The organism is Bradyrhizobium sp. Kon10, from assembly GCF_055807395.1.
The window spans coordinates 29,955-44,726 of record NZ_JBVVOZ010000002.1 but is presented as its reverse complement, the minus strand read 5'-3'; the positions used below and the strand labels follow the sequence as shown (position 1 = coordinate 44,726).

Genomic DNA, 14,772 nt, shown 5'->3' with positions numbered 1-14,772 from the left:
GCTGAGGCCCGCACGTCCGATACGTGGAAATCTTTGTCCGGAGCCTGGATCGCACCGGTCCCAACCGAGGGACCTGATGTATCGACCTCAAAGAGCGGGAGCGGGCGCTTCCTCCAATGACGACCGCGGCTTAACCCCGCGGACGGCCCGCTCGGACGGCCTCGATAATGTCGATGGCGGCCCGGACGCCGCCTTCTATATCCAGTTGGGAGTTCTCTAGCAAGTAAGCATCGGGGGCGGGTTTTAAAGGCGCAATCGGCCGGTTCTTGTCCCGCTCGTCGCGCTGGATGATGTCGGCGAGCACGGCCGCCTCGTCCGCCTCCTCGCCCCGCGCTCTGGCCTCCATGGTGCGGCGGCGGGCGCGGACCTTGGGGTCGGCGACGACGAAAATCTTCACGTCGGCATGGGGGCAGATCACGGTTCCAATGTCCCGGCCGTCAAGCACGGCGCCCGGAGGATCGGCGGCGAATTGCCGCTGGAAGCTGACCAGGGCCTCGCGGACCCTGGGGATCGCCGAGACAATCGAGGCGCCTTCGCCCACCTTCTGGGTCTTCAAGGCGGGGTTACCGAACCTCTCGGGATCGAGTTCCATAGCCGCCGCGACTGCTGCCGCTTCGTCCCGAAGATCGTGGCCCGACTGCATCAGGGCATAGGCCACGGCGCGATAGATCACGCCGGTATCGAGGTGACGATAGCCGTAATGATGGGCAAGGCGCTTGCCGAGCGTCCCCTTGCCCGAGGCCGCGGGTCCGTCGATGGCGATGATCATGTCACTCAAACCTTGGCTGTGTGGGGCCCGCGGGCGCGCCGCAATGGCCGCTCTTCGGTAAAGATGTTGCGAGAAGCAAATTCAGCGGGACTCGCATAGGTGAGATATTCGCGCATCGCATCCGACGGAGACGATACGGTGAACCACGGCTCGGCAAGGCGACGGGCCGGATCGCAGACCCACGCCGGCACCTGCCCGAGGCGGCGCTGCTTTGCCAGATATTCGGCGATCGCGCCGACCAGGGCATCGAGCCGATCGTTGCGCGTCAGTACCGGCTCGTCCTCGATCGTCTCGTATTGAGCGCGGCTCGTTCCAGCCAGATCGAACGTGTCGAGGAATTCAGCCAGCGTAGTGTCCTGAGCCGCACCGGCACAGATGCGGTCGACGGCTTCAGCGAGGGTATTCGGGCGCATCTGCTCCTCCCCCGAGATCCATGTTCTTCAGCAGGAAGCGCTGCTTTTCCGGGGACGCTGCGCTCACTGGAAAATACCGGCCCAGCAACGCGATGGCTTCCTCAGCTCCCGAGATTCCAACCACTTTCATCAAATTCAAGATATCCAGCCGCTCAGTCTCGCCGCGAACGGGATCAGCGACGCGAAATGCCTTCAACTTCAACGCCAGAAGATATGCGGCGGAGGGCACCGAGACTTCAAGTCCCGGGGTCGTTCCGTCGCGCGGGAAGGTCCCAAATTCCAGATGGTCGGCCGCATGGTCAGCCAGCGGGCTGAGGTGAAAGGCGACCTGATCGTTGAACCAGTTAGGATCCCAACCATTCCTTGCAGCGATTTCTGCTGTCGCGCTCCCGAGCCAATCCGGCAGCGGATGTTCGAGTTTCGAGACGTCGACATCCTCGGTCGCAAAGCGGAAATTGCTGGCGAGCATAAGGGCGGAGCCGCCATAGACTGCGATCTGAAGCTTGGCTCCGGCGCCGGCCGCTGCGCGGCCGATAGAATCGAAGGCATCCAGCAAAGCGTCGCGGTCCAAGGCAGCACTCATGGCCGCGGCCTCATGAAAGCTCGGCCCCAAGCGAACGCATCATTGGAATGAAATCCGGGAAGCTGGTGGCGATGAAGGCGGTGTCGTCGACTGTCACTGGCTGGTCGGACGCGCAACCCATCACCAGCGCGGACATCGCGATGCGATGGTCCATGTGCGTGGCGACGAGGCCGCCGCCGGGGACATGACCGCGGCCTTCGACGATCAAATCATCGCCGGAGATTTCGACCTTCACGCCGTTGACACGCAGCATGGCTGCGGTGGCCTCCAGGCGGTCGGATTCCTTGACGCGCAGCTCTTGCAGGCCGCGCATGACGGTCGTGCCCTCGGCAAACGAGGCCGCGACCGCCAGCACGAGATATTCGTCGATCATCGAGGGCGCGCGCTCCGGCGGCACCTCGACGCCGCGCAGTTTCGAGGCACGCACGCGCAATTGCGCCATCGGCTCGCCGGCATCGCAGCGCACTTCGCTTTCCTCAATCGAGGCGCCCATCTCGCGGAGTGTCGTAAACAGCCCGGTGCGCAGCGGATTGGTCATGACATCGGACAGAACGATATCGGAGCCTTCGACGATCAGCGCCGCAACGAGCGGAAACGCCGCGGAGGAGGGATCGGCGGGAACAATCACGGTGGCGCCGTGCAATTCAGGTTGACCCACGAGCGTGATGCGGCGGCCGTGCGCCCCTTCGGGCGTCGAGACGATGTCGGCACCGAAATGCTTCAGCATCAGCTCGGTGTGGTCGCGGCTGGCCTCAGACTCGATGACCGTCGTGCTGCCCGGCGCGGCGAGACCTGCCAGCAGCACGGCCGATTTGATCTGGGCCGAGGCGACCGGGGTTTTGTAGGTGATCGGCAGCGGATCGCGCGCGCCCTGGACGGTCAGCGGCAGACGGCCGCCCTCGCCGCCCGCAACGATCCTGGCGCCCATCTTTTCAAGCGGATCCAGGATTCGGCGCATCGGCCGAGTGCGGAGCGAGGCGTCGCCGTCAAAAACCGCCGAGATCGGACAACCCGCGACGGCGCCCATCACCAGTCTGCAGCCGGTGCCGGAGTTACCAAAATCCAGCGGCGCCTTCGGCTGGGCGAAGCCCGCGACGCCGACGCCGTGCACGGTCCAGGCAAAGTCTCCGGTGCGTTCGACCTTGGCCCCGAGCGCCTGCATGGACTTTGCGGTGTTCAGGACGTCCTCGCCCTCCAGCAGGCCCGAAATCCGGGTCTCGCCGACCGCAAGCACGCCCAGGATGAGGGCGCGGTGGGAAATCGACTTGTCCCCCGGCACCCGTACTTTCCCGGTCAGGGGGCCGCTGGAGCGAGACTTGAGCGGCCTCGGTTGGTCGGAATGGGTCAAGATTGTGTCCTTGGATGTCCCCTTGCGGGTGCAGCGCAGGTATCACATGGTCCGCGCTCCGTCACGGCATGTCGTTCTCCCGTAATGCGCTATTGACAGCGGGCCGCCAACTAGCCAAGTGAAACACCGCTTTTCAGACATTCCAGGATTCCTCTGCCGTGGCCAAGTCCGAACTCGGAACCAAACGTATTTGCCCAACTACGGGCAAGAAATTCTATGACCTCAACAAGAATCCGGTGATCTCGCCCTATACCGGCGAAGTGGTGCCGATTGCCCCGGTGGCGCCGGCTCGCGCGACCCGCGCGGAAGCCCGGCATGCGCCGGCTGCCGACACGACGCCGGAGCCGGTCGAGGCCGAAGAGACGGTGTCTCTCGAGGAGGCCGATGCCGAGGAGAACACCGGCAAGGTCAAGGCCGTCGTGCCCGAATCCGAAGACGACATCGAGGTCGACGAGACCATCGAGGACGATGACGACGATGATTCGACCTTCATCGCCGACGACGAAGAGGGCGACGAGGACGTGACCGACATCATTGGTGACGTCGTAGGTGATGAAGAGACTTGAGATAATCCCAGAACTGTGGTTCTGGGTCTCATCCGACGCGTCGCCCAAGGCGCGCCGGACGGTTAAGGGGCCATAGCTCAGCTGGGAGAGCGCTTGCATGGCATGCAAGAGGTCGGCGGTTCGATCCCGCCTGGCTCCACCACGCTTCGCCCTTCGGGCTACGCGTGGCGCAGCCGCGCACAGCCCGAAGGGCGAAGCGTGGTGTCCGGCGAAGACGGACTGACGGACTCCCCCTACTCTCCGATCACCGCATTGAGCCGGTCGCGTAGCGCGACGATCTCGTCTTTCATCGCCACCAGCTCCGACACCGAGCAATCCGATGCAGCCAGGATCGACTGCGGCACGGCGCGCGCTTTCTCCTTCAACGCGTGCCCCTGGGGCGTCAGCGCGATCAGCACCTGGCGCTCGTCCTCGCTCGAGCGCGTGCGCTTGACCAGATGGGCGGCCTCGAGCCGCTTCAACAGCGGCGTCAGGGTGCCCGAATCCAGAAACAGCTTTTCGCCGATGTCCCTCACGGGCACGTCGTCGCGCTCCCACAGCACCAGCATCACCAGATATTGCGGATAGGTGAGGCCGAGCCGGTCGAGCAGCGGCTTGTAGACGCGGTTGAAGGCATGCGCGGCGGAATAGACCGCGAAGCAGATTTGATTGTCGAGCCGCAGCGGGTCCACCGCGGAGTGTTTCCGGGCCATGTTCGATCTCACGAGATTCGTCCTGTCATTCTGGGACCTGGCGGGCGCGCATTCAATTGCGAACAATTAAATGTGAGGCGGCCTGATTTAAATTGCGCACAATCTAATTGTCTGCCATATAAGCCGCACCCAACAGGAAAACAGGGAGACGAAAATGTCGGTGAATGTCCTCTACAAGACCAGTGCAAAAGCCACCGGCGGCCGCGACGGCCATGCCGCGACCCTCGATGGCGCGTTGGACGTCAAGCTGACCACGCCGAAGGAACTCGGCGGCGGCGGTGGTGCCGGCAACAACCCCGAACAGCTGTTTGCGGCCGGCTATGCCGCCTGCTTCATCGGCGCGATGAAGTTCGTGGCCTCGCAGGGCGGCCCGAAGGTCCCCGCTGACGCCTCCGTCACCTCGACCGTCGGCATCGGCCCACGCGCGGCCGGCGGATTCGGCCTCGACATCGATCTCGCCGTGTCGCTACCGGGCCTTGCCCGTGCGGAAGCCGAGGCGCTGGTCGAGAAGGCGCACCAGGTCTGCCCGTACTCCAACGCGACGCGCGGCAATGTCGACGTCCGCCTGACGGTGGTCTGATCGAAGATGCGGATCGGCTGGCCCGGGATCTCCCTCGGGCCGGCCATTTCCGTTGATTTGCCAGATTCTCGAGTTGCCAGCTCTGATTTGCCAGGTCGCGGGACTGTGGCGCGTGCGCCGCATAACGCCCTACGCAACAAGCCATTGCTGGCTTCCCGGAACCTCGCTAGGCCTGTGGTCAATATCGACACAGGGGAAGCGAAGGCATGAGTTCTGAAGCTGCTTCGGGCGCAATGAGCGGACTGCGCGTCATCGATCTCACGCGCGTGCTCGGCGGCCCCTACTGCACGCAGATTCTCGCCGACCATGGCGCCGACGTGATCAAGGTCGAGCCGCCGGCGGGCGACGAGGTCCGCGACTGGGGCCCTCCCTTCCACGAGGAAGACGCGGCCTATTTCGTCGGCATCAACCGCAACAAGCGCTCGATCGGCCTCGACCTCGCCTCCGAAGGCGGCCGCGCCGTGCTGCTCAAGATGCTCGAGACGGCCGACGTCCTGATCGAGAATTTCAAGCCGGGCACGCTGGAGAAATGGGGCATCGGCAATGAGAACTTGCGCGAAAAATTCCCGCGCCTCGTGCATTGCCGGATCTGCGGCTTCGGCGCCGACGGCCCGCGCGGCGGCAATCCCGGCTATGACGCCATCATCCAGGCGATGACCGGCATGATCGCGGCGACCGGCTCGCCGGAGAGCGGGCCGATGCGGATCGGCGTGCCCTTGGTCGACATCACCACGGGACTCTACGCGGCGATCGGCATTTTGATGGCTCTGTCGGAGCGGCAGCGCTCGGGCCAGGGTCAGTTCCTGGAGACGACGCTGTACGAGACCGGCCTTGCCATCATGCATCCGCACACCGCGAATTATTTCATGCACGGCAAGCCGCCGTCGCTCACCGGCAACGAGCATCCCAACCTCGTTCCTTATGCGATCTTCCCGACCAGGACCGACGACATCTTCATCGGCGTGGGCAATGACGGCACCTTCCGCAAGCTCGCGAAGGAGATCGGCAAGCCCGAGCTCGGCACCGATCCGCGCTTTGCCCGCAACAAGGACCGCATCGCAAATCGCGAGGCCCTGCGCGCCGAGCTTGCCGCGGTGTTCAGCCAGCACGAGGCCGAGCCGCTGTGCAATCGCCTGCTTGCTGCGGGCCTGCCCGCCGGCCCCGTGCAGAAGATCGACCATGCGTTGACCAATCCGCACACGATCGCCCGCGGCGATGTCATCGAAAAGGATTGGTACAAGGGCGTGGCGTCGCCGATCCGGCTCGATCGCAGCAAGCCGAGCCTGCGCCGCCTGCCGCCGAAATTCAGCCAGCACGCCGCCGAGGTGCTGGGCGAGTTCGGCTATTCCAGGGCCGAGATCGACGCGATGGTCGAGACCGGCACGGTCTGCGGGCCCGAGCGCAAGCGCTGACGCTGCGCTCCCTCTCCCGCCTGCGGGAGAGGGCTGGGGAGAGGGTATCTCCGCAACGGGACAATCCCCGGGAGGAGAGAGCCCTCACCCGCGCCTTCGGCGCGACCTCTCCCGCAAGCGGGAGAGGCAAGGGAGGCCGCGGTGCGATGGTCGACCTCACACATCCAATACCGCACTGCGGCGCGGGCGCGTGTGTGCACCGCGAATGGATGAGACAGCGCGCGGCATTCGCCTATTTGACGGCTTTCCTTTTGCCGCGCTTGCCGCTTTCGTTTCGCCCGCTTACACAGTCATGTGAACGTCATGTGGCGCTGCTAGCGCAAGCGATCTTTTTGACGGCCAAGGGAGGTTTACTTGATGGCTCTTCGACATTTTGGGGCAGCCGCAGCATTTGCGGTGACGGTTGGCATGAGCGTTTCGCCGGCGCTGGCCGTGACTGAAATCCAGTGGTGGCACGCCATGACCGGCGCGAACAACGATGTCATCGTCAAGCTCGCCACCGACTTCAACGCGTCGCAGAGCGACTACAAGGTGATCCCGACCTACAAGGGCAACTACGCCGATACGATGAATGCCGGCATCGCCGCGTTCCGCGCCGGCAACGCCCCGCATATCATGCAGGTGTTCGAAGTCGGCACCGCCACCATGATGGCCGCGACCGGCGCCGTGAAGCCCGTCTACAAGCTGATGGCTGAGGCCGGCGAGAAGTTCGATCCCAAGATCTACCTGCCCGCCATCACCGGCTATTATTCGACCTCGAAGGGCGAAATGCTGTCCTTCCCCTTCAACTCGTCATCGACGGTGATGTGGGTCAACCTGGACGAGCTGAAGAAGGCGAATGTCGAGATCCCGAAGACCTGGCCGGAAACGTTCGCGGCCGCCAAGAAGCTGCACGACAACGGCCACCCGACTTGCGGTTTCTCCGGCTCCTGGGTCACCTGGGTCAATCTCGAGCAGCTCTCCGCCTGGCACAACGTGCCGCTCGCCAGCAAGGCGAACGGCCTCGACGGCTTCGACACCGTGCTGGAGTTCAACGGCCCGCTGCAGGTCAAGCATCTCGAGAAACTGGTCGAGCTCCAGAAGGACAAGACCTACGACTATGCCGGCCGTACCAACACCGGCGAAGGCCGCTTCACCTCGGGTGAGTGCGCGATTTACCTGACCTCGTCCGCCTTCTTCGGCAACGTCAAGGCGCAGGCCAAGTTCAACTTCAACGCCGTGCCGATGCCGTACTATCCCGACGTCAAGGGCGCGCCGCAGAACTCGATCATCGGCGGTGCCTCGCTCTGGGTCATGGGCGGCAAGTCGGCCGAGGAATACAAGGGCGTCGCAAAATTCCTGACCTTCCTCTCCGACACCGATCGCCAGGTCTACATCCACAAGGCCTCCGGCTATCTGCCGATCACCAAGGCGGCGTATGAGAAGGCGAAGGCGGAGGGCTTCTACAAGGACCAGCCCTATCTCGAAACGCCCCTGCTCGAGCTGACCAACAAGGAGCCGACCGAGAATTCGCGCGGCCTGCGGCTCGGCAACATGGTGCAGCTGCGCGACGTCTGGTCGGAAGAGATCGAGCAGGCGCTCGCGGGCAAGAAGACCGCCAAGCAGGCGCTGGATTCCGCGGTCGAGCGCGGCAACGTGATGCTGCGGCAGTTCGAAAAGACCGCCGTGAAGTGAGGCCCATGAGCGGCAGGCCGCGACCCGGCCTGCCGCTCTGCTGACACCATGCAAAAGCAAGCCATTTTCCAGTCAAAGCTGTTGCCCTACGCGCTGGTTGCCCCGCAACTCGCGGTGGTCCTGATATTTTTCTACTGGCCGGCTGCCCAAGCCGTGATCCAGTCCTTCCTGCTCCAGGACGCCTTCGGTCTGTCGACGAGCTTCGTCTGGTTCGACAACTACGTCGAACTGTTCAAAGACCCCGCCTATTTCGAGACGATCGTCCGCACCTTCTTCTTCTCGTTCGCGATCGCCGTGTCCTCGCTGTCGTTCGCGCTCCTGCTCGCGGTGATGGCGGACAAGCCGCTGCGCGGCTCGATGTTCTATCGCACGCTGCTGATCTGGCCCTATGCCGTCGCGCCGCCCGTCGTCGGCGTGCTCTGGATTTTCATGCTGCATCCTTCGCTCGGCGTGCTCGCGCGATATCTGCGCGCCGCCGGCGTCGACTGGAATCCGCTGCTCGACGGCAATCAGGCGGCTGCGCTGATCATCGTGGCCGCCGCGTGGAAGCAGATCTCCTATAATTTCCTGTTCTTCCTCGCCGGGCTGCAAGCCATCCCGAAGAGCGTGTTCGAGGCCGCTGCGATCGACGGCGCGCGCCCGATGCGTCGGTTCTGGACTGTCACCTTCCCGCTGCTGTCGCCGACCATCTTCTTCCTGCTGGTCGTCAACATCGTCTACGCCTTCTTCGACACCTTCGGCATCATCGACACCATGACCCGCGGCGGTCCCGGCACGTCGACGGTGACGCTGGTCTACAAGGTCTATTCCGACGGCCTGCTCGGCGGCAATCTCGGCAGCTCGGCGGCGCAATCGGTGATCCTGATGGTCATGGTCATCGTGCTCACCGGAATCCAGTTCCGATTCGTCGAGCGCAAGGTGACCTACTGATGGTCGAGCAAGAGGGCTTTCGGCGCTACGTCGCCCATTTCATTCTCTGGATCGGGATCGCGATCGTCGCGTTTCCCGTCTATATCGCCATCGTCGCCTCGACCCAGGACAACGCGTTGATCGCCAACGGGCAGATGTCGCTGTTGCCGGGCGGCCATTTCTTCGAGGTTTATTACCAGACCATCTTCGTCGGCACGAGCGGCTCGACCCGCGAGCCGGTCGGCAACATGATGCTGAACTCGCTGGTGATGGCGCTGTTGATCGCGGTCGGCAAGATCGCGATCTCGATCATCTCGGCCTATGCGATCGTCTATTTCCGCTTTCCGTTCCGGATGCCGATCTTCTGGATCATCTTCATCACGCTGATGCTGCCGGTCGAGGTGCGCATCTATCCGACCTACAAGATCGTCGCCGATCTGCACATGCTCGACAGCTACGCGGGGCTCGCGCTGCCGCTGATCGCGTCGGCGACCGCGACGCTGCTGTTCCGGCAGTTCTTCATGACCGTCCCGGACGAGCTGCTGGAGGCGTCACGCATCGACGGCGCCGGCCCCTTGCGCTTCTTCTGGGATACGCTGTTGCCATTGTCGCGCACCAACATGGCGGCGCTGTTCGTGATCCTCTTCATCCTCGGCTGGAATCAATATCTCTGGCCGCTGCTGATCACCACGCGCGACGACATGCAGACGATCCAGGTCGGCATCCGCAAGATGATCACCACGACCGACGCGCTGACCGAGTGGCCGGTCGTGATGGCGACCGCCGTGCTGGCAATGCTGCCGCCGGTGTTCGTCGTCGTCGCCATGCAGAAATTGTTCGTGCGCGGGCTGGTCGAGACGGAGAAGTGATTTTTTATGGCTAACGTCACCCTGCGCAACGTCCGCAAGACCTATCCCGGCGGCTTCGAGGCCATCAAGGGCGTCAACGTCGATGTCGCCGACGGCCAGTTCTGCGTGCTGGTCGGCCCGTCCGGCTGCGGCAAGTCCACGCTGCTGCGCATGGTCGCAGGCCTCGAGACCGTCAGCGGCGGCGAGATCGACATCGGCGGCCGCGTGGTCAACCAGATCGAGCCCGCCGACCGCGACATCGCGATGGTGTTCCAGAATTACGCGCTCTATCCGCATATGAGCGTCTTCAACAACATGGCCTACGGCCTGCGCAACCGCGGCATGAAAGAGGACGAGGTCAGGACCCGCGTCGACGAAGCCGCGCGCGTGCTCGAGCTCACGCCGATGCTGGAGCGCAAGCCGCGCCAGCTCTCCGGCGGCCAGCGCCAGCGCGTTGCCATGGGCCGCGCCATCGTGCGCCAGCCGAAGGTGTTTTTGTTTGACGAGCCGCTCTCCAACCTCGACGCCAAGCTGCGCATCGCGATGCGGGTCGAGATCCGCAAATTGCAGCGCCGGCTCAGCACGACCTCGATCTATGTCACCCACGACCAGCTGGAGGCGATGACGCTGGCTGATGTTCTCGTCGTCATGAATGGCGGAGAGGTCGAGCAGGTCGGCAATCCGCTGGCGATCTACGAGAAGCCGGCAACGACCTTCGTCGCGTCCTTCATCGGCGCGCCGCCGATGAATTTGATGTCGATCCGCCAGGACGAGATCAAATCGCAGCTCGGCAACATCGAAGCCGGCATCATCGGCATCCGCCCGGAAGATTTCGCCATCACCGACCAGACGCCAGCCGGCGGCATCGCGCTGCCGCTGACGGTCGAAGCGATCGAGCGCGTCGGCGCCGAGACCTTCATCTACGGCTCGCGCGCACAGGACGAGCAGCGCATCGCCGCCAATCCCGGCGAGCTGCCGCCCGGCGAGGTCATCGTCCGCATTCCCGGCTCCGAGGCGCCGCCGATCGGTCAGAAAATCCGCGTCGCCGCGGTGCGGGCGAAGCTGCATCTGTTCAGCGGCGACGGGCGGACGCGGATCGAAATCTGACCGGTTCCACTGGCGCTCAACAAAACCTGCGAAAACAACCCCATGCACAGTAGCCGAGGGTCTGTTTTCATTGGCATAAATCGCTCGTGAGTCGTCATACCCGGGCTTGTCCCGCCATGACGAAGCGGAAGCATCTGTGTAGCAAAGACGGGCAACCGCGCATCCACAGCCTCCGGCCTACGTCCTTGAACCCACACGGGGATATGACCATATTGCTGACCAAGGGGTGCCTTGACGGGCCCTGAAACACCAAAGTCGCTTCGAGAGGACTTTGTAAACTATGTCTCGTGTTCCCACGCTTTCCAGTCCGTTCCTTCTGGGCTTCGACGAGATTGAGCGCGTGCTCGATCGCGTCGTCAAAGGCGCCGACGGTTACCCTCCCTATAATATCGAGAGGTGCGACCGATCCGAGGGCCAGCCCGAGCGGTTGCGCATCACGCTGGCGGTCGCCGGATTCACCCGTGACCAACTCGATGTAACCATTGAGGAAAACCAGCTCGTGATTCGCGGGCGGCAGCAGGACGACAAGACCCGGCAATACATTCATCGCGGCATCGCCGCGCGCCACTTCCAGCGCACCTTCGTGCTGGCGGAGGGAATGCTGGTGCTGGGTGCGGATCTGAAGAACGGATTGCTGGCGATCGATCTTGCCCGGCCGGAACCGGAGAGGATCGTTAAGACAATCGCTATCAATGAGCACGAATAATGGAACGAGTAGCGGACTCGACCGCTTAGTTTCTGTGAAGGAGTCGAGACCATGAGTGAAGGTCACGTTGCGTTCGAATACGAAGCCCAGAATGTCTCCCCGGAGACGCTGGCGACCCTCGGCGAAGGCCATATCGCCTATGTGAAGCAGATCCGCTCCGAAGATGTGCCGGGCCTGTTTCCGGAAGCGCCGAAAATCGCGCCGGGCCTCAAGCTGTTCGCGCTCCATGCCGCCGACGGCACGCCGATCATGCTGACCGACAGCCGCGAAGCCGCAGTCGCCAATGCCTGGAGCAACGAGCTGCAAGCGGTGAGCGTGCACTGAGCGCGCGCACTGACGCGCGACTGACGAATTCAAATGCGCGGGCATGCCTCGATCGAGGCGGCCCGCGTTTTCTTTGGGCGCTTGGGCCAACATTTGTCAGACGCCTGAGCGACCCGCCAGCCGCGCACGGATATCCGGCTTCAGCACCTTGCCGACCCTGGAGCGCGGCAGATCGTCCCAGACTTCGATCTGTTTCGGCGTCTTGACGCTGCCGATTCGCTGCTTGACGAAGGCCGCCAGCGCGGTCGTATCGACGCTCCGGCCGGCGCGAGGCTGCACCACCGCGACGATCCGCTCACCCCATTTCTCGTCCGAAAGGCCAATCACGGCGCAGTCCTGCACCGCCTCGTGCGCCCGCAGCGCGTTCTCGACCTCGATCGAGTAGACGTTGAACCCGCCGGTGATGATCATGTCCTTGGCGCGATCGACGATATAGAGATAGCCGTCGCCGTCGATGTAGCCGATGTCTCCGGTGTGATGCCAGCCATGCGCGGAGGCCTCCGCCGTGGCCTCGGGATTTTTGTAGTAGCCCTCCATCAGCAGCGAGCCGCGGACCACGATCTCGCCGCGCGCGCCTGATGGCAGCAAATTGCCCTCGCCATCCATGATGCCAGCCTGCACCAGCGGGCTGATCCGCCCGGCTGAGGTGAGGCGCTCTATCGCAATCGTGCCATCGGCATTGTAATGCTCGCCAGGTGCCATCATCGAGATCATCATCGGTGCTTCGGTCTGGCCGAACAACTGCGCCATCGGCCCGATACGCCGGAGCGCCTCCGCAAGCCGCGCGGCCGAGATCGGCGCCGCGCCGTACCAGAAGCATTGCAGCGATTCGAGCCTTGCGGAGTCGAGCTTGGGATGATCGAGCAGCATGTAGATCACGGTCGGCGGCAGGAAGGTATGCGTGACGCGGTAGCGCTCGATCAGATCGAGGAATTCGGCGATGTCGGGGTGATGCATGATGACGATGCGACCGCCGAGCGCCATGATCGGGAAACATAGCACGCCGGCCGCGTGGGTCAGCGGCGCGAGCGCGAGATAAACCGGACGGCCCTTGAACGGATACCCCATCAGCGTCAGTGCCGTCATGGCCTCGATGTTGCGGCCCGACAGCATGACCCCCTTCGGCTTGCCGGTGGTGCCCCCGGTGCCGGGAATCATCGCGAGATCGTCGACAGTCTCGCGTTGATAATGGCCGTCGGTCAGGTCAGCGAGCCAGCTGTCGAAGGAGGGGGCGAAGGAGAGCTGAGCATCGAGGCAGACGAGGGCGCGCAGCTTCGGCAGTTCGGCACGTACGGCCTCGACCATCGGCGCAAAGCTTGAATGAAACAGCAGCAGGCTACAATCGAATTGGTCGAGGATGATCCGGTTTTCGGCCGCCTCGTTGCGCTGATTGATCGGGCACCAGACCGCGCCGGCGCGCGAGATGCCGAACACACAGGCGAAGGCGACCGGATCGTTGCCGGAAAGGATTGCAATCTTCTCGCCGGCGGCAATACCCGATCGCACGAGCCCGCGCGCCACGTGATAGCTCAGCAACTGCACCTCGCGATAACTGAGATCGCGCCCATCCATGGTCAGGCATGGCGCGTCAGCGCCGAGCGAAGCGCCTTTGTCCAGGTAATCGACGAATCGCATGATCAACACCCGAATGGCAGTGGGTGACGCGGTGCACCGCGCCACCCACGATTTACTTAATCGTGCACACTCAGGATCGGTTTGCTGACGAGCCCAAAACTGCGCAATTGGCCGAGCAACTCGTGATGGCCGAACGCCTGGCAGCCGGAGGCGAAGCCCACGCGCTTGGGCGGCTGCTGCAGCAGGTGCGCCGCTGCATAGGCCTGCAGCAAGCCAGTCTGCTTGTAGTTGCTGTTGCCGTTGATGACGCAGTGCGCGCGCCCCAACGGGCCGGAGGCATGCACCGAATCCAAGGACTTGTTGACGCGCGGGTTCTCGCGCGGCGGCATGGTGTTCATCACACCTGCTGCGGTCTGCGCCAACGCGACGTAGCGGTCGTCGGGGTTCATATTCTTGGTCGCCTCCAGCGCGGCGGCGACGATCTGCGGCACGGCCAGCATCAGTCCACGATTGAACACGCCGCCCAGCACTTTCACATTGGCCACGCGCGGATCGCGCTTGAACCACACCGGATGCGAGGTGCCGCCCCAGGGCAGCGCCAGCGCCAATTCATGCTGGCCGGGGATGGCGACGTTATAGAGACCGGCATCGGGCTGATGCTCGACGTATTTGTTTTGCTCCAGATAGTAGGCCTTTGCCATCGCGGCGTTGACCAGGATGGTCTGTGTCGAGGCGATGGTCGGGCTGCCGCCCCAGAACACGGCGATATCAAGCGTATCGAGGCCTGGCGTCTCCAGGCACAGCTGGGCTGCGATCTCGCCGGTGGTGTACATCTGTGCCATGCCCGGCGCCAAAAGCAGGCCGGCATTGGCGAACTTCGTGCCCCACTCCTGCTCGAGCGTAGTCAGCCAGTCCTGCTCGCCGGTGGTGTCGGTGTAGTGGCATCGGGACGCCCAACACGCCTGCACCACCTCGCCGCCGAACCTGGCGAAGGGGCCCACCGTGTTGAGCACCACCGAAGCGCCGTTGAACAACTCCGTCAGTGCGCTCACGGTGTGCGGCACTTCCACCACCTCGTAGTCGGCGGTCTCGATGCCGGCCACGTTCGCCTTCATCGCGGCGTTGAGCTTCTCGGCGCTGCGGCCGGCGGCAATGAAGGGGATATTGTACTCGCGTAGATATTCACAGACCAGCCGGCCGGTGTAGCCGGACGCGCCATAGACGATGACGGGCTTCTTCGCGCTCATTGGGTTCCTCCGAAATGTT

At 63.6% G+C, this 14,772-nt stretch carries 16 protein-coding genes and 1 tRNA gene; 10 read left to right on the top strand and 7 right to left on the bottom strand.

All coding sequences use genetic code 11. The features are described from left to right. Positions 1-130: 130 nt before the first annotated feature. From cmk to aroA, 4 genes are all read right to left on the bottom strand, one after another. Entirely contained in the window at positions 131-769 is a 639-nt protein-coding gene (cmk, locus tag AC0L2O_RS03305; protein WP_473368699.1) for a (d)CMP kinase, read from the bottom strand. Between the two features lie 5 nt (positions 770-774). Beyond that, positions 775-1,182 (bottom strand): hypothetical protein, encoded by a 408-nt coding sequence (locus tag AC0L2O_RS03300; protein WP_473368698.1) that lies wholly within the window; start codon positions 1,180-1,182, stop codon positions 775-777. Beyond that, positions 1,160-1,651, bottom strand: coding sequence for a hypothetical protein (locus tag AC0L2O_RS03295; RefSeq protein WP_473368697.1), 492 nt, complete (start codon positions 1,649-1,651; stop codon positions 1,160-1,162). The genes AC0L2O_RS03300 and AC0L2O_RS03295 overlap by 23 nt, the downstream gene beginning before the upstream one ends. Positions 1,652-1,775: 124 nt before the next feature. Beyond that, on the bottom strand, positions 1,776-3,113 hold the full coding sequence (gene aroA, locus AC0L2O_RS03290; protein ID WP_473368696.1) for a 3-phosphoshikimate 1-carboxyvinyltransferase: 1,338 nt from the start codon (positions 3,111-3,113) through the stop codon (positions 1,776-1,778). Between the two features lie 158 nt (positions 3,114-3,271). Between aroA and AC0L2O_RS03285 the strand changes: the two genes are divergently transcribed. Together AC0L2O_RS03285 and AC0L2O_RS03280 are read left to right on the top strand one after the other, a co-directional pair. Further along, on the top strand, positions 3,272-3,679 hold the full coding sequence (locus AC0L2O_RS03285; protein WP_473368695.1) for a TIGR02300 family protein: 408 nt from the start codon (positions 3,272-3,274) through the stop codon (positions 3,677-3,679). Positions 3,680-3,745: 66 nt separating this feature from the next. Next, a tRNA-Ala gene (locus tag AC0L2O_RS03280) sits at positions 3,746-3,821 on the top strand. A gap of 91 nt (positions 3,822-3,912) precedes the next feature. Here AC0L2O_RS03280 and AC0L2O_RS03275 read toward each other — a convergent pair. Then, on the bottom strand, positions 3,913-4,371 hold the full coding sequence (locus AC0L2O_RS03275; RefSeq protein WP_409191337.1) for a MarR family winged helix-turn-helix transcriptional regulator: 459 nt from the start codon (positions 4,369-4,371) through the stop codon (positions 3,913-3,915). Positions 4,372-4,525: 154 nt separating this feature from the next. On the opposite strand from AC0L2O_RS03275, the gene AC0L2O_RS03270 reads away from it, so the two are divergent. From AC0L2O_RS03270 to AC0L2O_RS03235, 8 genes are all read left to right on the top strand, one after another. Next, a complete protein-coding gene (locus AC0L2O_RS03270; protein WP_045004850.1) occupies positions 4,526-4,951 on the top strand; it encodes an organic hydroperoxide resistance protein in 426 nt (141 codons plus the stop codon). Between the two features lie 206 nt (positions 4,952-5,157). After that, the gene (locus tag AC0L2O_RS03265) at positions 5,158-6,363 is read left to right on the top strand and encodes a CaiB/BaiF CoA transferase family protein (RefSeq protein ID WP_473368694.1); all 1,206 of its coding nucleotides are present in this window, start codon (positions 5,158-5,160) and stop codon (positions 6,361-6,363) included. Positions 6,364-6,720: 357 nt separating this feature from the next. Continuing rightward, positions 6,721-8,037, top strand: coding sequence for a sn-glycerol-3-phosphate ABC transporter substrate-binding protein UgpB (gene ugpB / locus AC0L2O_RS03260; protein ID WP_409191335.1), 1,317 nt, complete (start codon positions 6,721-6,723; stop codon positions 8,035-8,037). Between the two features lie 48 nt (positions 8,038-8,085). Then, positions 8,086-8,967, top strand: coding sequence for a sn-glycerol-3-phosphate ABC transporter permease UgpA (ugpA, locus tag AC0L2O_RS03255; RefSeq protein WP_473368693.1), 882 nt, complete (start codon positions 8,086-8,088; stop codon positions 8,965-8,967). After that, positions 8,967-9,815, top strand: a complete 849-nt coding sequence (gene ugpE, locus AC0L2O_RS03250) for a sn-glycerol-3-phosphate ABC transporter permease UgpE (RefSeq protein ID WP_409191334.1) — start codon at positions 8,967-8,969, stop codon at positions 9,813-9,815. Before ugpA ends, ugpE begins: the two co-directional genes overlap by 1 nt. Positions 9,816-9,821: 6 nt before the next feature. After that, positions 9,822-10,901: a sn-glycerol-3-phosphate import ATP-binding protein UgpC gene (locus tag AC0L2O_RS03245; protein ID WP_473368692.1), complete on the top strand. Its 1,080-nt coding sequence runs from the start codon at positions 9,822-9,824 to the stop codon at positions 10,899-10,901. Positions 10,902-11,181: 280 nt separating this feature from the next. After that, positions 11,182-11,607 (top strand): Hsp20 family protein, encoded by a 426-nt coding sequence (locus AC0L2O_RS03240; protein ID WP_007598583.1) that lies wholly within the window; start codon positions 11,182-11,184, stop codon positions 11,605-11,607. 51 nt (positions 11,608-11,658) lie between these two features. Next, entirely contained in the window at positions 11,659-11,931 is a 273-nt protein-coding gene (locus tag AC0L2O_RS03235) for a BQ00720 family protein (protein ID WP_369720252.1), read from the top strand. A 96-nt stretch (positions 11,932-12,027) separates the two neighbouring features. Here the strand turns inward: AC0L2O_RS03235 and AC0L2O_RS03230 are convergent, their stop codons facing one another. Beyond that, positions 12,028-13,566, bottom strand: a complete 1,539-nt coding sequence (locus AC0L2O_RS03230) for an AMP-binding protein (RefSeq protein ID WP_473368691.1) — start codon at positions 13,564-13,566, stop codon at positions 12,028-12,030. A 56-nt stretch (positions 13,567-13,622) separates the two neighbouring features. Beyond that, the gene (locus AC0L2O_RS03225; RefSeq protein WP_473368690.1) at positions 13,623-14,753 is read right to left on the bottom strand and encodes a DUF5938 domain-containing protein; all 1,131 of its coding nucleotides are present in this window, start codon (positions 14,751-14,753) and stop codon (positions 13,623-13,625) included. Between the last annotated feature and the right edge of the window lie 19 nt (positions 14,754-14,772).